The organism is Aeromicrobium halocynthiae, assembly GCF_039531385.1.
Classification (GTDB): domain Bacteria; phylum Actinomycetota; class Actinomycetes; order Propionibacteriales; family Nocardioidaceae; genus Aeromicrobium; species Aeromicrobium halocynthiae.
The window spans coordinates 551253-566951 of record NZ_BAAAPY010000001.1 but is presented as its reverse complement, the minus strand read 5'-3'; the positions used below and the strand labels follow the sequence as shown (position 1 = coordinate 566951).

The 15699-nt window shown below is 69.9% G+C and carries 16 protein-coding genes; 9 read left to right on the top strand and 7 right to left on the bottom strand.

Annotated elements, in window-relative coordinates; translation table 11 throughout:
* The first annotated feature begins 64 nt into the window (after positions 1–64).
* Both ABD213_RS02755 and ABD213_RS02750 read left to right on the top strand, forming a co-directional pair.
* Positions 65–679 (top strand): TetR/AcrR family transcriptional regulator, encoded by a 615-nt coding sequence (locus tag ABD213_RS02755; RefSeq protein WP_344323974.1) that lies wholly within the window; start codon positions 65–67, stop codon positions 677–679.
* Between the two features lie 263 nt (positions 680–942).
* Positions 943–1098: a hypothetical protein gene (locus ABD213_RS02750; RefSeq protein ID WP_344323972.1), complete on the top strand. Its 156-nt coding sequence runs from the start codon at positions 943–945 to the stop codon at positions 1096–1098.
* Between the two features lie 508 nt (positions 1099–1606).
* Here ABD213_RS02750 and glnA read toward each other — a convergent pair.
* Positions 1607–3028 (bottom strand): type I glutamate--ammonia ligase, encoded by a 1422-nt coding sequence (gene glnA, locus ABD213_RS02745; protein ID WP_344323970.1) that lies wholly within the window; start codon positions 3026–3028, stop codon positions 1607–1609.
* A 174-nt stretch (positions 3029–3202) separates the two neighbouring features.
* On the opposite strand from glnA, the gene ABD213_RS02740 reads away from it, so the two are divergent.
* Positions 3203–3562, top strand: coding sequence for an RDD family protein (locus ABD213_RS02740; RefSeq protein WP_344323968.1), 360 nt, complete (start codon positions 3203–3205; stop codon positions 3560–3562).
* 9 nt (positions 3563–3571) lie between these two features.
* On the opposite strand, the gene ABD213_RS02735 is transcribed toward ABD213_RS02740, so the two are convergent.
* Both ABD213_RS02735 and lipA read right to left on the bottom strand, forming a co-directional pair.
* Positions 3572–4282 carry a DUF4191 domain-containing protein gene (locus tag ABD213_RS02735; RefSeq protein ID WP_344323966.1) on the bottom strand — a complete coding sequence of 237 codons (711 nt, stop codon included), beginning with the start codon at positions 4280–4282 and terminating at the stop codon, positions 3572–3574.
* A gap of 16 nt (positions 4283–4298) precedes the next feature.
* Entirely contained in the window at positions 4299–5270 is a 972-nt protein-coding gene (gene lipA, locus ABD213_RS02730) for a lipoyl synthase (RefSeq protein WP_344323964.1), read from the bottom strand.
* A gap of 43 nt (positions 5271–5313) precedes the next feature.
* Between lipA and ABD213_RS02725 the strand changes: the two genes are divergently transcribed.
* The 4 genes from ABD213_RS02725 (at position 5314) to ABD213_RS02710 (ending at position 9424) form a co-directional block, all read left to right on the top strand.
* Complete coding sequence (locus ABD213_RS02725; protein ID WP_344324689.1) at positions 5314–6615, top strand: sensor histidine kinase; 1302 nt, start codon at positions 5314–5316, stop codon at positions 6613–6615.
* The gene (locus tag ABD213_RS02720; protein WP_344323963.1) at positions 6612–7265 is read left to right on the top strand and encodes a response regulator transcription factor; all 654 of its coding nucleotides are present in this window, start codon (positions 6612–6614) and stop codon (positions 7263–7265) included. Before ABD213_RS02725 ends, ABD213_RS02720 begins: the two co-directional genes overlap by 4 nt.
* A 93-nt stretch (positions 7266–7358) precedes the next feature.
* Positions 7359–8237 carry an ABC transporter ATP-binding protein gene (locus ABD213_RS02715; protein ID WP_344323962.1) on the top strand — a complete coding sequence of 293 codons (879 nt, stop codon included), beginning with the start codon at positions 7359–7361 and terminating at the stop codon, positions 8235–8237.
* Positions 8234–9424, top strand: coding sequence for an ABC transporter permease (locus tag ABD213_RS02710; RefSeq protein ID WP_344323960.1), 1191 nt, complete (start codon positions 8234–8236; stop codon positions 9422–9424). The genes ABD213_RS02715 and ABD213_RS02710 overlap by 4 nt, the downstream gene beginning before the upstream one ends.
* On the opposite strand, the gene lipB is transcribed toward ABD213_RS02710, so the two are convergent.
* Positions 9405–10190, bottom strand: a complete 786-nt coding sequence (gene lipB, locus ABD213_RS02705) for a lipoyl(octanoyl) transferase LipB (RefSeq protein ID WP_344323958.1) — start codon at positions 10188–10190, stop codon at positions 9405–9407. The genes ABD213_RS02710 and lipB overlap by 20 nt on opposite strands.
* A gap of 64 nt (positions 10191–10254) precedes the next feature.
* On the opposite strand from lipB, the gene ABD213_RS02700 reads away from it, so the two are divergent.
* On the top strand, positions 10255–10683 hold the full coding sequence (locus ABD213_RS02700) for a hypothetical protein (RefSeq protein ID WP_344323957.1): 429 nt from the start codon (positions 10255–10257) through the stop codon (positions 10681–10683).
* Positions 10684–10704: 21 nt separating this feature from the next.
* Here the strand turns inward: ABD213_RS02700 and ABD213_RS02695 are convergent, their stop codons facing one another.
* The 3 genes from ABD213_RS02695 to lpdA are packed head-to-tail and all read right to left on the bottom strand — an operon-like array spanning position 10705 to position 14866.
* Complete coding sequence (locus tag ABD213_RS02695) at positions 10705–11595, bottom strand: TIGR01777 family oxidoreductase (RefSeq protein WP_344323955.1); 891 nt, start codon at positions 11593–11595, stop codon at positions 10705–10707.
* 7 nt (positions 11596–11602) lie between these two features.
* A complete protein-coding gene (sucB, locus tag ABD213_RS02690; RefSeq protein WP_344323951.1) occupies positions 11603–13456 on the bottom strand; it encodes a 2-oxoglutarate dehydrogenase, E2 component, dihydrolipoamide succinyltransferase in 1854 nt (617 codons plus the stop codon).
* A 15-nt stretch (positions 13457–13471) separates the two neighbouring features.
* Positions 13472–14866 carry a dihydrolipoyl dehydrogenase gene (gene lpdA, locus ABD213_RS02685; RefSeq protein ID WP_344323949.1) on the bottom strand — a complete coding sequence of 465 codons (1395 nt, stop codon included), beginning with the start codon at positions 14864–14866 and terminating at the stop codon, positions 13472–13474.
* Between the two features lie 124 nt (positions 14867–14990).
* Between lpdA and ABD213_RS02680 the strand changes: the two genes are divergently transcribed.
* Positions 14991–15563, top strand: a complete 573-nt coding sequence (locus tag ABD213_RS02680) for a hypothetical protein (protein ID WP_344323947.1) — start codon at positions 14991–14993, stop codon at positions 15561–15563.
* Positions 15564–15699: the final 136 nt, after the last annotated feature.

Below are 15699 nucleotides of genomic sequence, written 5' to 3'. Positions count from 1 at the left end.
CCGATGTGACATGAGTCCGTTGGGCAACACGGTCGCTATCGTGTCCACCGTGTCATCCCCCTCCATGCGCGAGCGCTACCGCGAGCACGTCCGCACGGCTGTGGTGGAGGCTGCTCACGACCTGATCGCCGATCGAGGCTGGGAGCGAGTCCGCATGGGTGAGATCGCCGAGGCAGTCGGGATTTCACGCGCCCTGCTCTATAAAGAGTTCGGCGACAAGCCCGGATTGGGAGAGGCCGTCGTCCTGAGGGAGGCGGCGCGCTTCATCGAGGGCATCGAAGGAGTGCTCGCGCACCACGACGCCGATGCTGCTCGCGGCCTCGCGGCCTCGGTGGAATTCGTGCTCGAGGAAGCTGAGAACAGCTCTCTACTCAGGGCGGTGCTGATCGCCAACCGCGATTCCTCCCCGACCGCGACGGGCATTCTCCCCCTGCTGACGACCTCCGCGCAGCTGCTGGAACTGGCCTCGAACTCGTTGGCCCGGTGGCTCATGGCTCACGTGCCCGGGGTGCAGGCCGACGATGTGGCGGACGCTGCGGAGGCTCTGGTGAGGCTCACCGTGAGCCATCTAGCCCTGCCCACCATGTCCCGCAAGGACACTTCACGGAAGATCACCGAGGTCGGACTGAGGTACCTCGGGCTCTCCGTCGAAGCGGCGACGTCCGAAGCCACGACCTGACGTCCACTCTCAGCCGGTGATCGGGTCCGCCGCCACCCCAAGGACCAAAAACCAGAGCTTCTACGGCCACTTCTACATCGAGCACAACCGGGGCCATCACGTCCGCGTCGCCACACCGGAGGACCCCGCCAGCAGCAGGTACGGCGAGAACTTCTACCAGTTCTGGCCGCGTTACGGTCGGTGGTTCCCTCAAGAGTGCCTGGAACATCGAGAAGAAGCGCTACGCGCGCAAGAAGCAGCACCCGTTCCGGATCGGCCACGACGTGCTCAACGCGTGGCTGATGTCGGCGGTGCTGTGGGGCGCGATGATCGCGTGGCTCGGTGTCGGCATCACGCCGTACCTCGTCATCCAGGCTGTCGTGGGATTCTCGCTCCTCGAGGTGGTCAAGCACATGGAGCACTACGGGATGGTGCGCTAGAAGGTTGGCGCACCCGGCAAGGAACGCTTCGAGCGTGTCGACCCCAGCCACAGCTGGAACTCCAACAACATCGCGACCAATGTGCCCCTGCACCACCTGCAGCGGCACTCCGACCATCACGCCAACCCGACCCGGCGCTACCAGACACTGCGCGACTTCGAGGAGTCGCCGGTCCTGCCCACCGGCTACGCCGGCATGATCGTCCTCGCCCTCTTCCCCCCGGTGTGGCGAAGGGTGATGGACCACCGCGTGCTCGCCCACTTCAACGGTGACCTCACGTGCGCCAACCTGAGCCCCCGCAAACGCGACAAGATCCGCACCAGGTATGCCGCACCGGAGACGACCCCGACCCGGGAGTCAACGGATGCACTCGGTTCGGGGGCCGCACCAGCGTGCATATTGTCCCGAGGGCGGACATCCTCGCGCATGCCTCCGATCGTGGGAACCAGGCCCACAAGCCCGGCGCCTCTTGGTCGGCCTCCGAGTTCGAGCTCTACGTGAAAAGTGACTACAGGTCGTAGTACAGCTCGAACTCGTGCGGGTGCGGACGCAGCTGGACCGGGAGGATCTCCTCGGTGCGCTTGTAGTCGATCCACGTCTCGATGAGGTCGGGCGTGAACACGTCGCCGGCGGTGAGGAACTCGTGGTCGTTCTCGAGGGAGTCCAGGACGGCGTTCAGCGAGGTCGGCACCATGTCGATCTCGTTGTACTCCTCCGGCGGGAGCTCGTAGATGTTCTTGTCGATCGGCGTGGGCGGCTCGATCTTGTTCTTGATGCCGTCGAGGCCGGCCAGCAGCAGCGCCGAGAAGGCGAGGTACGGGTTGGCCGACGGGTCGGGGCAACGGAACTCGATGCGCTTGGCCTTGGGGTTCGCACCGGTGATCGGGATGCGGACGCAGGCGGAGCGGTTGCGCGCGGAGTACACGAGCGCGATCGGCGCCTCGAAGCCCGGCACCAGGCGGTGGTAGCTGTTGACCGACGGGTTCGTGAAGGCCAGCAGGCTCGGCGCGTGCTTCAGGATGCCGCCGATGTAGTAGCGCGCGGTGTCCGAGAGGCTGCCGTAGCCGGCCTCGTCGTAGAACAGCGGCTTGCCGTCGTTCCAGATCGACTGGTGCACGTGCATGCCCGAGCCGTTGTCGCCGAAGATCGGCTTCGGCATGAAGGTCACCGTCTTGTCCGCGGCCCACGCCGTGTTGCGGACGATGTACTTGAACTTCATGACGTCGTCGGCGGCCTTGAGCAGCGTGTCGAACTTGTAGTTGATCTCGGCCTGGCCGGCGGTGCCGACCTCGTGGTGGCCGCGCTCGAGGACGAGACCGGCCTCGGCGAGGTTGCTCATCATGTCGTTGCGCAGGTCACCGAGCGTGTCGGTGGGCGCGACGGGGAAGTAGCCACCCTTGTAGCGGACCTTGTAGCCACGGTTGTCGACGACCTCGTCGCCGGTGGACCAGGCGGCCTCGACCGACTGCAGCTCGTAGAACGACTTGTTGGCGCTCGTGCCGTAGTTGACGCGATCGAAGATGTAGAACTCCGCCTCGGGGGCGAAGAAGGCGGTGTCGCCGATGCCGGTGGTGGCCAGGTAGGCCTCCGCCTTGCGCGCGATGTTGCGGGGGTCGCGCGAGTAGGCCTCGCCGGTGATCGGGTCGTGGACGAAGAAGTCCATCGCGATGGTCTTGCGGGTCTTGAAGGGGTCCACGTAGGCGGTGCCGAAGTCCGGGAACAGGACCATGTCGGACTGGTCGATGCTCTGGAAGCCGCGGATCGAGGATCCGTCGAAGGCGACGCCGTTCTCCGCGGCCGACGCGTCGAAGGTCCATGCCGGCAGCGTGACCTGCTGCTGGATGCCGGGCAGGTCGGTGAAACGGACGTCGAGGTACTCCACCCCCTCGTCCTTGACGAACTTGAAGAACTCGTCGGCATTGCCGAACATGGGGCCTCCTCGGCCACGGTCAGTGGCGTCGTTAGTCGAACACGGCGGGTGCACAGTGGTGACACTGCTGACGACGACAGTAGGGACAGGCAGTTTCCCGACCGTCACCGCTTTGTTTCCGGCATGTTACAAGTCGACCGGCGAGGTCGCCCGGCCACTCGCTAGGCTCGCTGCGTGTCCACGGTCTCCCTCGGTCGACGTCTGCTGGCCCTGATCATCGACTGGTTCGTGGCGCTGCTGAGCGTCGCGCTGCTGACGGGGTCGCCGTTGTCCGGCGAGGGGAGCGTCAACCCGCTCTGGAACCTCGGCATGTTCTTCGTGCAGGTGTGGGTGCTGACGGGGCTGCTGGGATACACGATCGGCAAGCGGCTGCTGGGGATGCGCGTCGAGGGGCCCGACGGTCGGCCCATCGGGCTGGTGCGCGCGGCCGTGCGCACGGCGCTGCTCTGCCTCGCGGTGCCCGCCCTGCTGCAGAACGACGAGGGACGCGGGTTCCACGACATCGCCTCGACGTCGCGGGTCGTCAGGGTCTGACCGACGGCCTCAGCCGCGCATCATCTTGCGGGCGCCCTTGACGCTGGTGGGCATGGGCCCGCGCGGCATGGGGGCGGCCGGACGCATCGCGTCGAGGGCCTTCAGCTTGTTGACGACGGCGGTCTGCTCGCCCGGCTTGATCTTCTTCGGCAGCTTCTTGACGTGCTTGAGGAGCTTGGGCAGGGGCACTTCGCCCTCGCCGCGGCCGACGACGATCGTGGTCACCGGGATCTCCTCGCCCACGATGCGCGCGTGCTTCTTGCGCTCGGCGACGAGGAGGTTCTGCACCCGCCCGCTGCTGGAGCCCTCGCCGATCAGGACGACGCCGGGACGTCCGACGACACGGTGGACGACGTCCTGGCTCTTCGTGAACCCGACGGCCGGCTTGACCAGCCATCCGCGCCGCAGCATCTGCAAGGCACCCGCCGCTGCTCCCGCCTGGCCCTCGGCCTGGGCGTACATCGAGCGCTCGGCGCGACGACCGAAGACGATCAGCACGGCCAGCAGGCCCGACAGCAGGGCGAACAGCGTCGTGCTGACGATGCTCAGCCAGTGCGTGCCGAAGACGAGGTACCCGAACGCTCCGGTCGCGGCGGCGACGCCAACGAACCAGGCCAGCAGGATCAGGCCGATGCGCTTGTCGGTCCGCTTGGTCAGGCGGTAGGCCTGCCGCATCTGGCGCAGGCGGCCCTTCTCGGGGGCGGGTGCGGGGGAGGACATGGCGGTCAGTCTACGGTCAGTCGCCGGCGGCGGAGGCGCCGTGGTGCAGCACGACCTCGCCGCTGGACTCCCGACGCTCGACGGCCTGCTGGTAGAGGCGCCCGGCGCGGTAGGAGGAACGCACGAGCGGTCCCGACATGACGCCGGCGAAGCCGATCTCGTCGGCCTCGTCCTTGAGCTCGACGAACTCCTCGGGCTTGACCCAGCGCTCGACCGGGTGGTGGCGCGGCGAAGGGCGCAGGTACTGGGTGATCGTGATGAGGTCGCAGCCCGCGTCGTGGAGGTCGCGCAACGCCTGGCTGACCTCCTCGCGGGTCTCGCCCATGCCGAGGATCAGGTTGCTCTTGGTGACCAGGCCGTAGTCGCGCGCCTGGGTGATGACGTCCAGCGAGCGGTCGTAGCGGAAGGCCGGTCGGATGCGCTTGAAGATGCGCGGCACCGTCTCGACGTTGTGCGCGAGCACCTCGGGGCGGGAGTCGAAGACCTCCTCGAGCAGCTCGGGCTTGCCGTTGAAGTCCGGGATCAGGTTCTCCACGCCCGTCTCGGGATTGAGCTCGTGGATCTTGCGGACCGTCTCGGCGTAGAGCCACGCGCCGCCGTCGGGGAGGTCGTCGCGGGCCACGCCGGTGATCGTGGAGTAGCGCAGCTGCATCTTCTGGACGCTCTCGGCGACGCGGCGCGGCTCGTCACGATCGAGCGGAGCGGGCTTGCCCGTGTCGATCTGGCAGAAGTCGCACCGACGCGTGCACTGCTCACCACCGATGAGGAAGGTCGCCTCCCGGTCCTCCCAGCACTCGAAGATGTTGGGACAACCGGCCTCCTGGCAGACCGTGTGCAACCCCTCGCCCTTGACGAGATTCATCAGCTCGTTGTACTCCGGGCCCATCTTCGCCCGGGTCTTGATCCAGGCCGGCTTCTTCTCGATGGGGGTCTCGGCGTTGCGTGCCTCGAGCCGCAGCAGCTTGCGTCCTTCGGGTGCGATGGTCACCCGTCCAGCGTACGCCTCGTCGCCTAGGCTCTCGCACGTGACGATGCTCGACAGGTCCTGGACGCGCCCGGCCCCGACGCGCGCGCAGGTGAGGGTCGATGTCGTGATCGGCGTCGTCACCGCGCTCGTGGCGATGGCGTCCGTGGAGCTCTTCCGCAGCGCGTCCGGTGCCGAGCTCGGCTGGCGAGGCGTCGAGGCCTTCCTCTGGTTCGGTGTCGCCGGTCTCGTGCTGGCCGGTCGGCGGCGGTTCCCGCTGACGGTCCTGGTCGTGCAGTCCGTGGTCTTCGTGGTGGTGGGCGAGCGGCTCGAGCAGCTGGGGGTCGTGTTCACCATCCAGATGACGCTGTTCGCCGCGCTCTACTCGGCCTGGGCGTGGTCGCGTCGTCCGCGGGAGCTGAGGATCCTGACGGTGGTCGTCCTCCTCGGGATGTTCGGCTGGCTGCTGTGGGTGCTGCGCGAGCCCGAGGGCATGAACCTCGCGGACGACCCGGGGCTGCTGCCCGCCCACGTGGCGATCATCGTCTACAGCATCGCCATCAACATCGTCTACTTCTTCGGGGCCATCGCGTGGGGGCAGGCGGCCTGGCTCAGCGCACGCCGGCGCAGCCACATCGCCGAGCAGATGCGGCGCGAGCGGGAGCAGAACGAGCAGGAGCGGCTGCGCGCGGTCCAGGGCGAGCGGATCCGCATCGCCCGCGACCTGCACGACGTCGTGGCCCACCACGTGAGCGGCATCGGCGTGCAGGCCGCCGGGGCCGCACGACTGCTGCACCGCAAGCCCGAGGCGGCCGAGTCGGCCCTCGAGACGATCGCAGCGTCCTCGCGACAGGCCGTCAGCCAGATGCACCAGCTCGTCGGCCTGCTGCGTCAGGCCGACGACACGGCAGGCGGCAGGGGTCCGCAACCGGGCCTCGCCGACCTCACCGACCTCGTCGCGTCCGTCGAGGGTCCCGAGACCAGCCTGCGGGTGGTGGGGGAGCCGCACGACGTCCCCGCGACCATCGGGCTGACGCTCTACCGCATCGTGCAGGAGGCGCTCACGAACGTGCAGCGTCACGCCGGCGCGCGCACGGTCACGGTCACGGTCCGCCACCTCGGGTCCGACGTCGAGGACGACGGGCGTGCCGGGCCGAGCGTCGAGGTGGAGGTGCTGGACGACGGTCGCGGGAGCTCAGCCGGTGCCGGACCCTCCGGCGGGTTCGGCCTGACCGGGATCGCCGAGCGGGCCGCGATGCACCGCGGCGAGTCCGAGGTCGGTCCCCGACCGACGGGAGGCTTCCGGGTGCGTGTGCGCATCCCGCTCGACCCGACGTCCTCCCCGCCGACGACCCAGGAGCAACCATGACCGATCGCACCTCGGTGCTCCTCGTCGACGACCAGGAGCTCATCCGCAAGGGCTTCGCCATGATCCTCGACGTCGAGGACGACATCGTCGTCGTCGGTGAGGCGCGCGACGGTGCCGACGCCGTCCGCAAGGTCGCGCAGCTGGCGCCGGACGTCGTCCTCATGGACGTGCAGATGCCGGACATGGACGGCATCGCGGCCACCGAGCGCATCGTCGCCGAGCATCCGGCCACCCGCGTCGTCATCCTCACGACGTTCGACGACGACGAGTACCTGTTCGCGTCGCTCGAGGCGGGTGCGAGCGGCTTCCTGCTGAAGAACTGCCCACCCGACGAGCTCGTCCAGGCCATCGGCCGAGAGGGGCACTCCCTGCTCGCACCCGAGGTGACGCAGAGGGTCATCGAGCGCTCGACCTCGCGGGCGCCGCGAGAGCGCGACCCGCGCCTGGAGACCCTCACCGATCGCGAGCGCGACGTGCTCGTCGCCATGGCGAGGGGGCAGAGCAACGCGGAGATCGCCGCAGGACTGTTCGTCAGCAGCGCCACCGTCAAGTCGCACGTCTCGAGCATCCTGGCCAAGGTCCAGGCCCGGGACCGGGTCCAGGCGGTGATCCTCGCCCACGAGTCCGGGCTGATGGACGACGCCGACTGACCTGCGGACCGGCACGCCTCCGTCGCGGGGACGAGGGCTGGTTCGTCCCCGTGGCCGATGACGTCGGGTGTGCGACTTCCTAGCGTGGTCACCATGATCACCGTCAACCACCTCAGCCGGGTCTACGGCGAGACGACCGTCGTCGACGACGTGTCCTTCTCGGTACGCCCGGGCCGTACCACCGGCTTCGTCGGCGCGAACGGCGCGGGCAAGACCACCACGATGCGCATGATCATGGGAGTGCTCGCCCCGAGTGCCGGTGAGGTCCTCTGGAACGACGCCCCCATCACCGCGCAGGACCGTCGTGCCTTCGGCTACATGCCGGAGGAGCGCGGGCTGTACCCCCGGTCCCCGATCGGGGAGCAGCTGCGGTACTTCGCGCGGCTGCACGGGATGAGCGCCGCCCGCGCGACCGAACGGGTCGACGAGCTGCTCGAGCACTTCTCCCTCGCCGATCGCGCCGACGACATCCTCGATGCGCTGTCCCTGGGCAACCAGCAACGGGTCCAGATCGCCGCGTCGCTGGTCCACGAGCCGAGCGCCCTCATCCTGGACGAGCCGTTCAGCGGCCTCGACCCGGTCGCCGTCGACACGATGGTCGACCTGCTCGCGCGCGAGGCCGCCGACCTGCCGCTGCTGTTCTCCAGCCACCAGCTCGACCTCGTCGAGCGGCTGTGCGACGACCTGATCGTCCTGTCCGCCGGTCGCGTCGTGGCGTCCGGATCGGTCGAGGAGCTGCGCAGCCGCGGCGCCGACCGCTACCGGGTCGAGTTCGCGTCCAGCGACGCCGCCTGGCTGCGCGACGTCCGAGGGCTCGACGTCCTCGACGTCGACGGCACCACGGCACTCGTCGACCTCGAGGGCCTCGACGCGACCGAGCTGACCCGTCTGGTGGTCGAGCGGGCGCCCGTCGTCGAGGTCGCTCGAGCCCGTCCACCGCTGTCCGAGATCTTCCGGGAGGTCACCCGATGAGCACCACCGACACCACGCCGAGCACACCCGCCTGGCGCCTCGTCGCCGAGAACGAGGTGCGCACCGTCCTTCGTCGCAAGTCCTTCCTGATCACGACGGCCATCTCGGTGCTCGTGATCGTCGTCGGCATCGTCGCGGCAGGCTACTTCGCCGACCGGCCCCAGGACCGCACGGTGGCCGTCGTCGACGACCCGGCCGCCCAGGTGGTCGAGTCCGCCGAGCAGGTCGGCCAGGCCACGAACGACCGCCTGACGATCGAGGTCCTGCGCGTCGACGACACCGCTGCAGCCGAGCGGGCGGTCACCGACGGCGACGCCGACGCGGCGCTGCTCAGCACCGACCCGGGCTTCGAGATCGTCGGCGACGACGGTGTGCCGAGCGAGCTCGCCGGAGCGCTCACCGCCGCGGCGAGCACCACGGCACTGCAGTCCAACGCCGCCGAGGCCGGGGTCGACCTCGCCGACCTCGAGCAGGGCACGGAGGTGCCCGAGCGTCTCCTCGACGCCAACGAGGACGACGGGCTGGGCACCGCGACCGGATTCGTCTTCATCATCGTGTTCTTCCTCATCGCCATCAGCTCGGGGATGATGATCGCCGGGGCCGTGGCCCAGGAGAAGGAGAGCCGCGTCGTCGAGATCCTCGCTGCGACCGTCCCGATCCGGGACCTGCTCTGGGGCAAGATCGCCGGGCACACGGTCATCGCGGTAGGCCAGGTCGTCCTCTACCTCGCGGCCGGAGCCCTTGGCCTGGCCGTCTCTGGCATCGACGCCGGCCTCGAACGGGTGGGTGGCGCCATCGCCTGGTACGTCGTGTTCTTCGTGCTCGGCTTCATGGCGCTCGCGAGCCTGTGGGCCGTCGCCGGGGCACTCGCGTCGCGACAGCAGGACCTGCAGTCGACGACGGCACCGGCACAGGCACTGCTGTTCATCCCGTACTTCGCGTTCTTCTTCGGCAACAGCACGGTCCAGGAGGTCGTGTCGATGTCTCCCATCGTCTCGGCGATGGTGATGCCAGCACGCATGGCGCAGGAGGCCGTCCCGCTGTGGCAGACCGCGGTGGCGATCGCGGGCACGGTGGTCGCGATGGTGCTGATCATCCGCGTCGCGGCTCGCGTCTACGAGCGCACCCTGCTGCGGACGGGCGACAAGATCTCCTACCGCGAGGCGCTCACGATGTCGGCCGACTGAGGCCGAGAACCGGGACCCCGGAACCGCGCCCACGAGCGTCGGTGCCGGGGTCCGTCGCGTCGGTGTCCGTCACGCCGGTGTCCGTCACGTCGGTGTCCGTCACGTCTGGGGACGGCGTGTAGGGACCCCAGGCGAGCAGCTCGACCAGGTGAGGGCGCACGAGGCCGGCGGCCTCCTCGACGCCGAGCGTCCGACCGAGCTCGACGGACAAGGTGGTGACGCCGGCGTCGGCGATCCCGCACGGCACGAACCGGTCGTACCAGGCGAGGTCGACGTCGGCGTTGAGGGAGAAGCCGTGCATGGTGACGCCACGCGCCACCCGGATGCCGATCGCCGCGACCTTGCGCTCGGGACGACCACCGCCGGCGGCGAACCAGACCCCCGAGCGACCCGGGACGCGGCCGGCGGTCAGTCCGACGTCGGCCACCGCCCGGATGAGTGCCTCCTCCACCCGGCGGACGTAGTCGACCACGAGGACGTGCGACGGCAGCCGGGTGATCGGGTAGCCGACGAGCTGCCCGGGTCCGTGGAAGGTGATCTTGCCGCCCCGGTCGACGTCGACGACGGGGGTGCCGTCGACGGGCCGCTCGTGCGGCTCGGTGCGCTTGCCGGCGGTGTAGACCGGCGGGTGCTCCAGGAACAGCGCGGTGTCCCCGATCTCGTCCGCCGCCCGCTGCTCGTGCAGCGACCGCTGCAGGTCCCACGCCTCGGTGTAGTCCAGGGCGCGATCTCCGTAGCGCCCCTCGACGATCGTCAGCTCGTGCACCTCGCCAGCCTACGCCTGTGGACGAGGACTGGCCCCACGTCGCCGGAGTGCGCACGCTGGCTGTGTGACCGAGTGGCTGGTGCAGGTGGCGGCGATCCTCAGCACCCTCGTGGGTACCGACGACGCCGACGAGCACTGCCTGCGCCTCGGCGGGCTCGACGCCCTGCGCGTCGAGGCGCTCGCCGCCGGCGACCCGCGGTCCCTGAACCAGGTGCACGCCGGCACGGCGGGCCGCGCCGCCGACGCCGCCGTCATCGCCTCCTACCGCGAGCGCGGGCTCCGGATCCGTGGAGCGGCCCTGCACCGGCTGGTCTGCGAGGCGCGGCACGCGGGCGAGTCGTCGACGGTGCTCGACGTGGTCGAGGTGCTCGGCCCCACGTGGGTGGTCGACGATCGTGGACGCTGGCGACTGCTTCCGGCCCCCGAGCCCGTCGCACGGAGCATCACCCTGACTCGCACCGACGACGGGTGGCGGATCGCTGCGGCTCGCTGAGTCCGATGCCGTGCGGACGGGTCAGGCGACGGCGGCACGCACCGTGCTGTGGAGGTCGGCGTGCTCGAAGCGGAAGCCGGAGTCGAGCAGCGACTGCGGCACCATGCCGACCGACCCGAGCAGGTCGTCGGCGAGCGCGCCCAGCACGGTCCGCAGGGCGAACCGCGGCGCCACGAGGACGGTGGGACGCGAGAGCGCGTCCCCGACCGCGTCGGTGAAGGCGGCGTTCGTGACCGGCTCGGGCAGCGAGAGGTTGAACGGCCCGCTCAGGTCGTCGTGCTCGAGCAGGTGCGTCACCGCCCGGACCCAGTCGTGCAGCGCCAGGACCGACATCAGCTGGCGGCCGTCGCCGAGCCGGGCGCCGAGCCCGGCCTTGAACGCCGGGAGCAAGGGCTTGAGCATGCCGCCGTCACGGTGCAGCGGCAGTCCGGTGCGCAGGAAGACGACCCGGTGCCCGGCCTCCCTGGCCGGGGTCGTCGCCCCTTCCCATGCTCGGCACAGGTCGGCCAGGAAGCCGTCGCCCTGCGCGGCGTCCTCGCTCAGCCGCTCCTGCCCGCGCTCGCTGCCGTAGATGCCCATGGCCGAGGAGGACAACAGCGCGGTGCCGGTGTCGGCCTGGACGATCGCCTTGACGATCGTCGTCGTGGAGTCGACCCGCGAGTCCCACAGCACCCGCTTGTACTTCTCGGTGCGCGGCCACCGGGCGATCGAGGCGCCGGAGAGGTTGACGACCGCGTCGGCCCGCCCGACGAGCGTGCCGTCGATCCGTCCCGCGGCCGGGTCCCAGGAGGACGCGTCCGCCGACGTCGCCTCGCCGCGCACCAGCCGGGTGACCTCGTGACCCTGCTCGCGCAGGTGTGCCACGAGAGCGGTCCCGAGGAAGCCGGACGCGCCGGCGACGACGACGTGCATCAGCGGCTCAGGACCCGAGCTCGGACTCGAAGCCGCCGCCCTGCAGCCGCTCCTTGACCGAGGTCAGGAACCGTCCCGCGTCGGCACCGTCGACGATGCGGTGGTCGTAGGTCAGGGCCAGGTAGACCATGCTGCGCACCGCGATGCTGTCGCTGCCGTTCGCGTCGGTGATGACCACCGGACGCTTGACGACCGCACCGACGCCGAGGATCGCGACCTGCGGCTGGTTGATGATCGGCGTGTCGAAGAGGGCACCGTTGCTGCCGAGGTTGGTGATCGTGAAGGTCGCGCCCGACAGCTCGTCCGGACCGATCTTGTTCGTCCGGGTCCGCTCGGCGGAGTCGGCGATCTTGCGAGCCAGTCCGGCGATCGAGAGGTCGCCGGCGTCCTTGATGGTCGGGACGATCAGGCCCTTCTCGGTGTCGACCGCGATGCCGAGGTGCTCACCGGCCGGGTAGGTCACGGTGCCCTCGTCGAGGTCGAGCTGGGCGTTGACCTTCGGGTGGGCCTTGAGCGCCTCGATCGCGGCCTTGGCGAAGAACGGCAGGAACGTCAGCTTGACGCCCTCGCGCTCGGCGAACGCGTCCTTGTGCTTGGCGCGCAGACGCGCGACCTCGGTGACGTCGACCTCGTGCACCTGCGTGAGCTGGGCCGAGGTCTGCAGCGACTCCACCATGCGCGAGGAGATGATCTTGCGCAGGCGGCTCAGCTTCTCGGTCTTGCCGCGCAGCGGCGACTCCTCGGCCGGGGCCGACGACGGAGCGGACTGCTGCGGTGCGGAGGTCTGCGTCTCGGACGCAGCCCCCTTGGCCTTCTCGGCGGCGTCGAGGACGTCCTGCTTGCGGATGCGCCCACCGACGCCACTGCCGCTCAGGCTGTCGAGGTCGACGCCGTGCTGCTTGGCCAGCTTGCGCACGATCGGGGTGACGTAGGTGTCGCCGCCGCCCTGCGTGGCCGAGCCCGTGCCGTTGGAGGAGGACTCGCTGCTCGAGGACTGGCTGCTCGAGGACTGGCCGCTCGAGGACTGGGCTGCCTCCTGCGACGGTGCCTGCTTCTCCTGCTCCGCAGCCTCCTCGACGGCCTCGGCCTGGTCGGGGTCTTGAGCCGGGTCGCCCTCGGGCTCGGACGGCTTCTGCCCAGCATCCTCGCCGGCGGAGTCGTCGGAACCTGATCCGGAGTCCGCGGAGTCGGGGTCGCCGATGATGGCCAGCTCGGCGCCGACCTCGACGGTCTCGTCCTCGTCGGCCTTGATCTCCAGCAGGGTGCCGGCGACGGGGGAGGGGATCTCGGTGTCGACCTTGTCGGTGGAGATCTCCAGGAGGGGCTCGTCGACCTCGACGGTGTCGCCGACGCTCTTGAGCCACTGGGTGACGGTGCCCTCGGTGACGCTCTCGCCGAGCTCGGGCAGCGTGACGGCGGTGCCGGAGCCGGTGCTCTTCGTCTCCAGGTGCGGTTCCTCGCCCTCGGCGTTGCGGACCTCACCCTCCTCGTCGGCGCCGTGGTCGGCGTCGGTCGCCGGACCGCTGGCGTCACCGTCGGCCTCGGACTCCTCGACCTCGGTGTCGGTGGTCTCCTCCGGCTCGGCGGGGGCCTCGTCGTCGCCTGAGTCGGCGCCGGACTCGTCGGCGTCGCCGATCAGCGCCAGCACGGCGCCGACCTCGACGGTCTCGTCCTCGTCGGCCTTGATCTCCAGCAGGGTGCCGGCGACGGGGGAGGGGATCTCGGTGTCGACCTTGTCGGTGGAGATCTCCAGGAGGGGCTCGTCGACCTCGACGGTGTCGCCGACGCTCTTGAGCCACTGGGTGACGGTGCCCTCGGTGACGCTCTCGCCGAGCTCGGGAAGGGTGACTTCGGTTGCCATGGTGGGTCCTTCGTCTCAGGCGTGGGAGTGCAGGGGCTTGCCGGCGAGGGCCAGTGCGGCCTCGCCCAGGGACTCGTTCTGCGTGGGGTGGGCGTGGATGAACTGGGCGACGTCCTCGGGGTAGGCCTCCCAGTTGACGATGAGCGAGCCCTCGCCGATCTGCTCGCCGAAGCGCGAGCCGATCATGTGGACGCCGACGATGGGTCCGTCCTTCTCCCGCACGAGCTTCACGACGCCGGCCGTGGCGAGGATCTGGCTCTTGCCGTTGCCGCCGAGGTTGTACTCGACCGTCTCGACCTCGCCGTACTTCTCCTTGGCCTGCGGCTCGGTGAGACCGACCGAGGCGACCTCGGGCTCGCAGTAGGTGACGCGCGGGATGCCGGAGTCGACGACGGGCATCGGGTCCAGACCCGCGATCTCCTCGGCCACGAAGATGCCGTGGGCGAAGCCGCGGTGCGCCAGCTGGAGGCCGGGGACGAGGTCGCCCACGGCGAAGACGCCGTCGACGTTCGTGCGCAGCCGCTCGTCGGTGGGGACCCAGCCGCGGTCGACCGTGATGCCGGCCTCCTCGAAGCCGAGGCCCTCGGACCGGGGTCCGCGTCCGACCGCCACGAGGACGAGGTCGGTCTCGAGGGTGTCGCCGTTCTCCAGCGAGACGGTGACGCCGTTGTCGGTCTGCTCGACGCCGGTGAACTTGGTGCCGGTCTTGAAGGCGATCTTGCGCTTGCGGAAGGCGCGCTCGAGGAGCTTGGAGAGAGCGGGGTCCTCCAGCGGGACGAGATTCGGCAGCGCCTCGACGATGGTGACCTCGGAGCCGAAGGAGCGCCAGACCGACGCGAACTCCACGCCGATCACGCTGCCGCCGATGATGACGACGCTGTCCGGGACCTCGCTCATGCCGAGGGCCTCGTCGCTGGTCACGACCCGGCCGCCGATCTCCAGACCGGGCAGGGTGCGCGGGTACGAGCCGGTCGCCAGCACGAGGTTCCTGCCGGTGTAGCGGGTGCCGTCGACCTCGACGGTGCCGCCGCCGCCCTCGGCGGAGACGACCTTGCCCTCACCCTCGACGACGGTGATCCCACCGGACTTGATGAGTCCCTGCAGACCCTTGTAGAGGCGCTCGATGACGCCGTCCTTGTACGTGTTGACCGCCGGCATGTCGATGCCCTCGAAGGAGGCCTTGACGCCGAAGGTCTCGGACTCACGTGTGTTGTCGGCGACCTCGGCGGCGTGCAGGAGGGCCTTGGTGGGGATGCAGCCGTTGTGCAGGCAGGTGCCGCCGAGCTTGCCCTTCTCCACGAGCGCGACGCTCAGGCCGAGCTGGACCGCTCGCAGTGCGCACGCGTACCCGCCGCTGCCGCCCCCCAGGATGACGATGTCGAAAGTGTTGTCCGCAGCGCCGTCGGCCACTGTTCCTCCTCGTGGATGGTCTCCTGTCATCTTGTCACCAGGGTGGTGGGTCCCACCACCCGGGTGAGCGACTCGCGAGTAGGGACGAGAAGGGCTGCGACCGGGGGTCCGGCACACTGTGCGCATGGCACTGTTCGGCCGACGACGAGGCACCGGAGACCGTCGCGCGACCCGCGACGACCTGGCGACGATGCGTGACTGGGTCGCCTCGCGACGCGGCGTGGAGGCCTACGTCGAGCCACGCACGACGGTCTCGGAGACGACCGTGGTGCTCGTCGCCTCCGACGGCGAGTCCCTGCGCCGCCGGGTCGCCTCGCCGAAGGCCGCCGCCGACTTCGCCCGCAAGGCCGCCATACCGATCTACGACGCCAACCGCACCGGGTACCCGCAGCGCATGCGTGACTACGCGGTCCGGCAGAAGGCGCGGCAGTCCGGCACCTCCGCAGGGACCGGCCCTGCCGGTCGTGCGTCCCGGCCGTCCGCCGGCCGTCCGCTGTCGTCGGCCGAGCGTGACGCGATCGTGACGCTGCAGGTCTCCGCAGGCGTGGAGTCGACGGCCCCCGGCCGACCCGACGAGCAGACGCTGCGTCAGTGGTGGAAGCAGGCGCGCGTGCGCTCTCACCCCGACCGTCGTGGCGGGGACAGGACCGAGTGGGACCAGGTGGAGTCAGCCGCGGAGACCCTCGGGCTCACGTGAGCGGATCGGCGACCTCCGGCGGCCACACGACCGCGAACCGCTCGAAGACGATTTCGACGCCGTCGACATCGGCGTCGTCACGGCGGCCGAGCACGCGACGCACGTACCGTCGGTGCTCGCGCAACCACGACGCGCG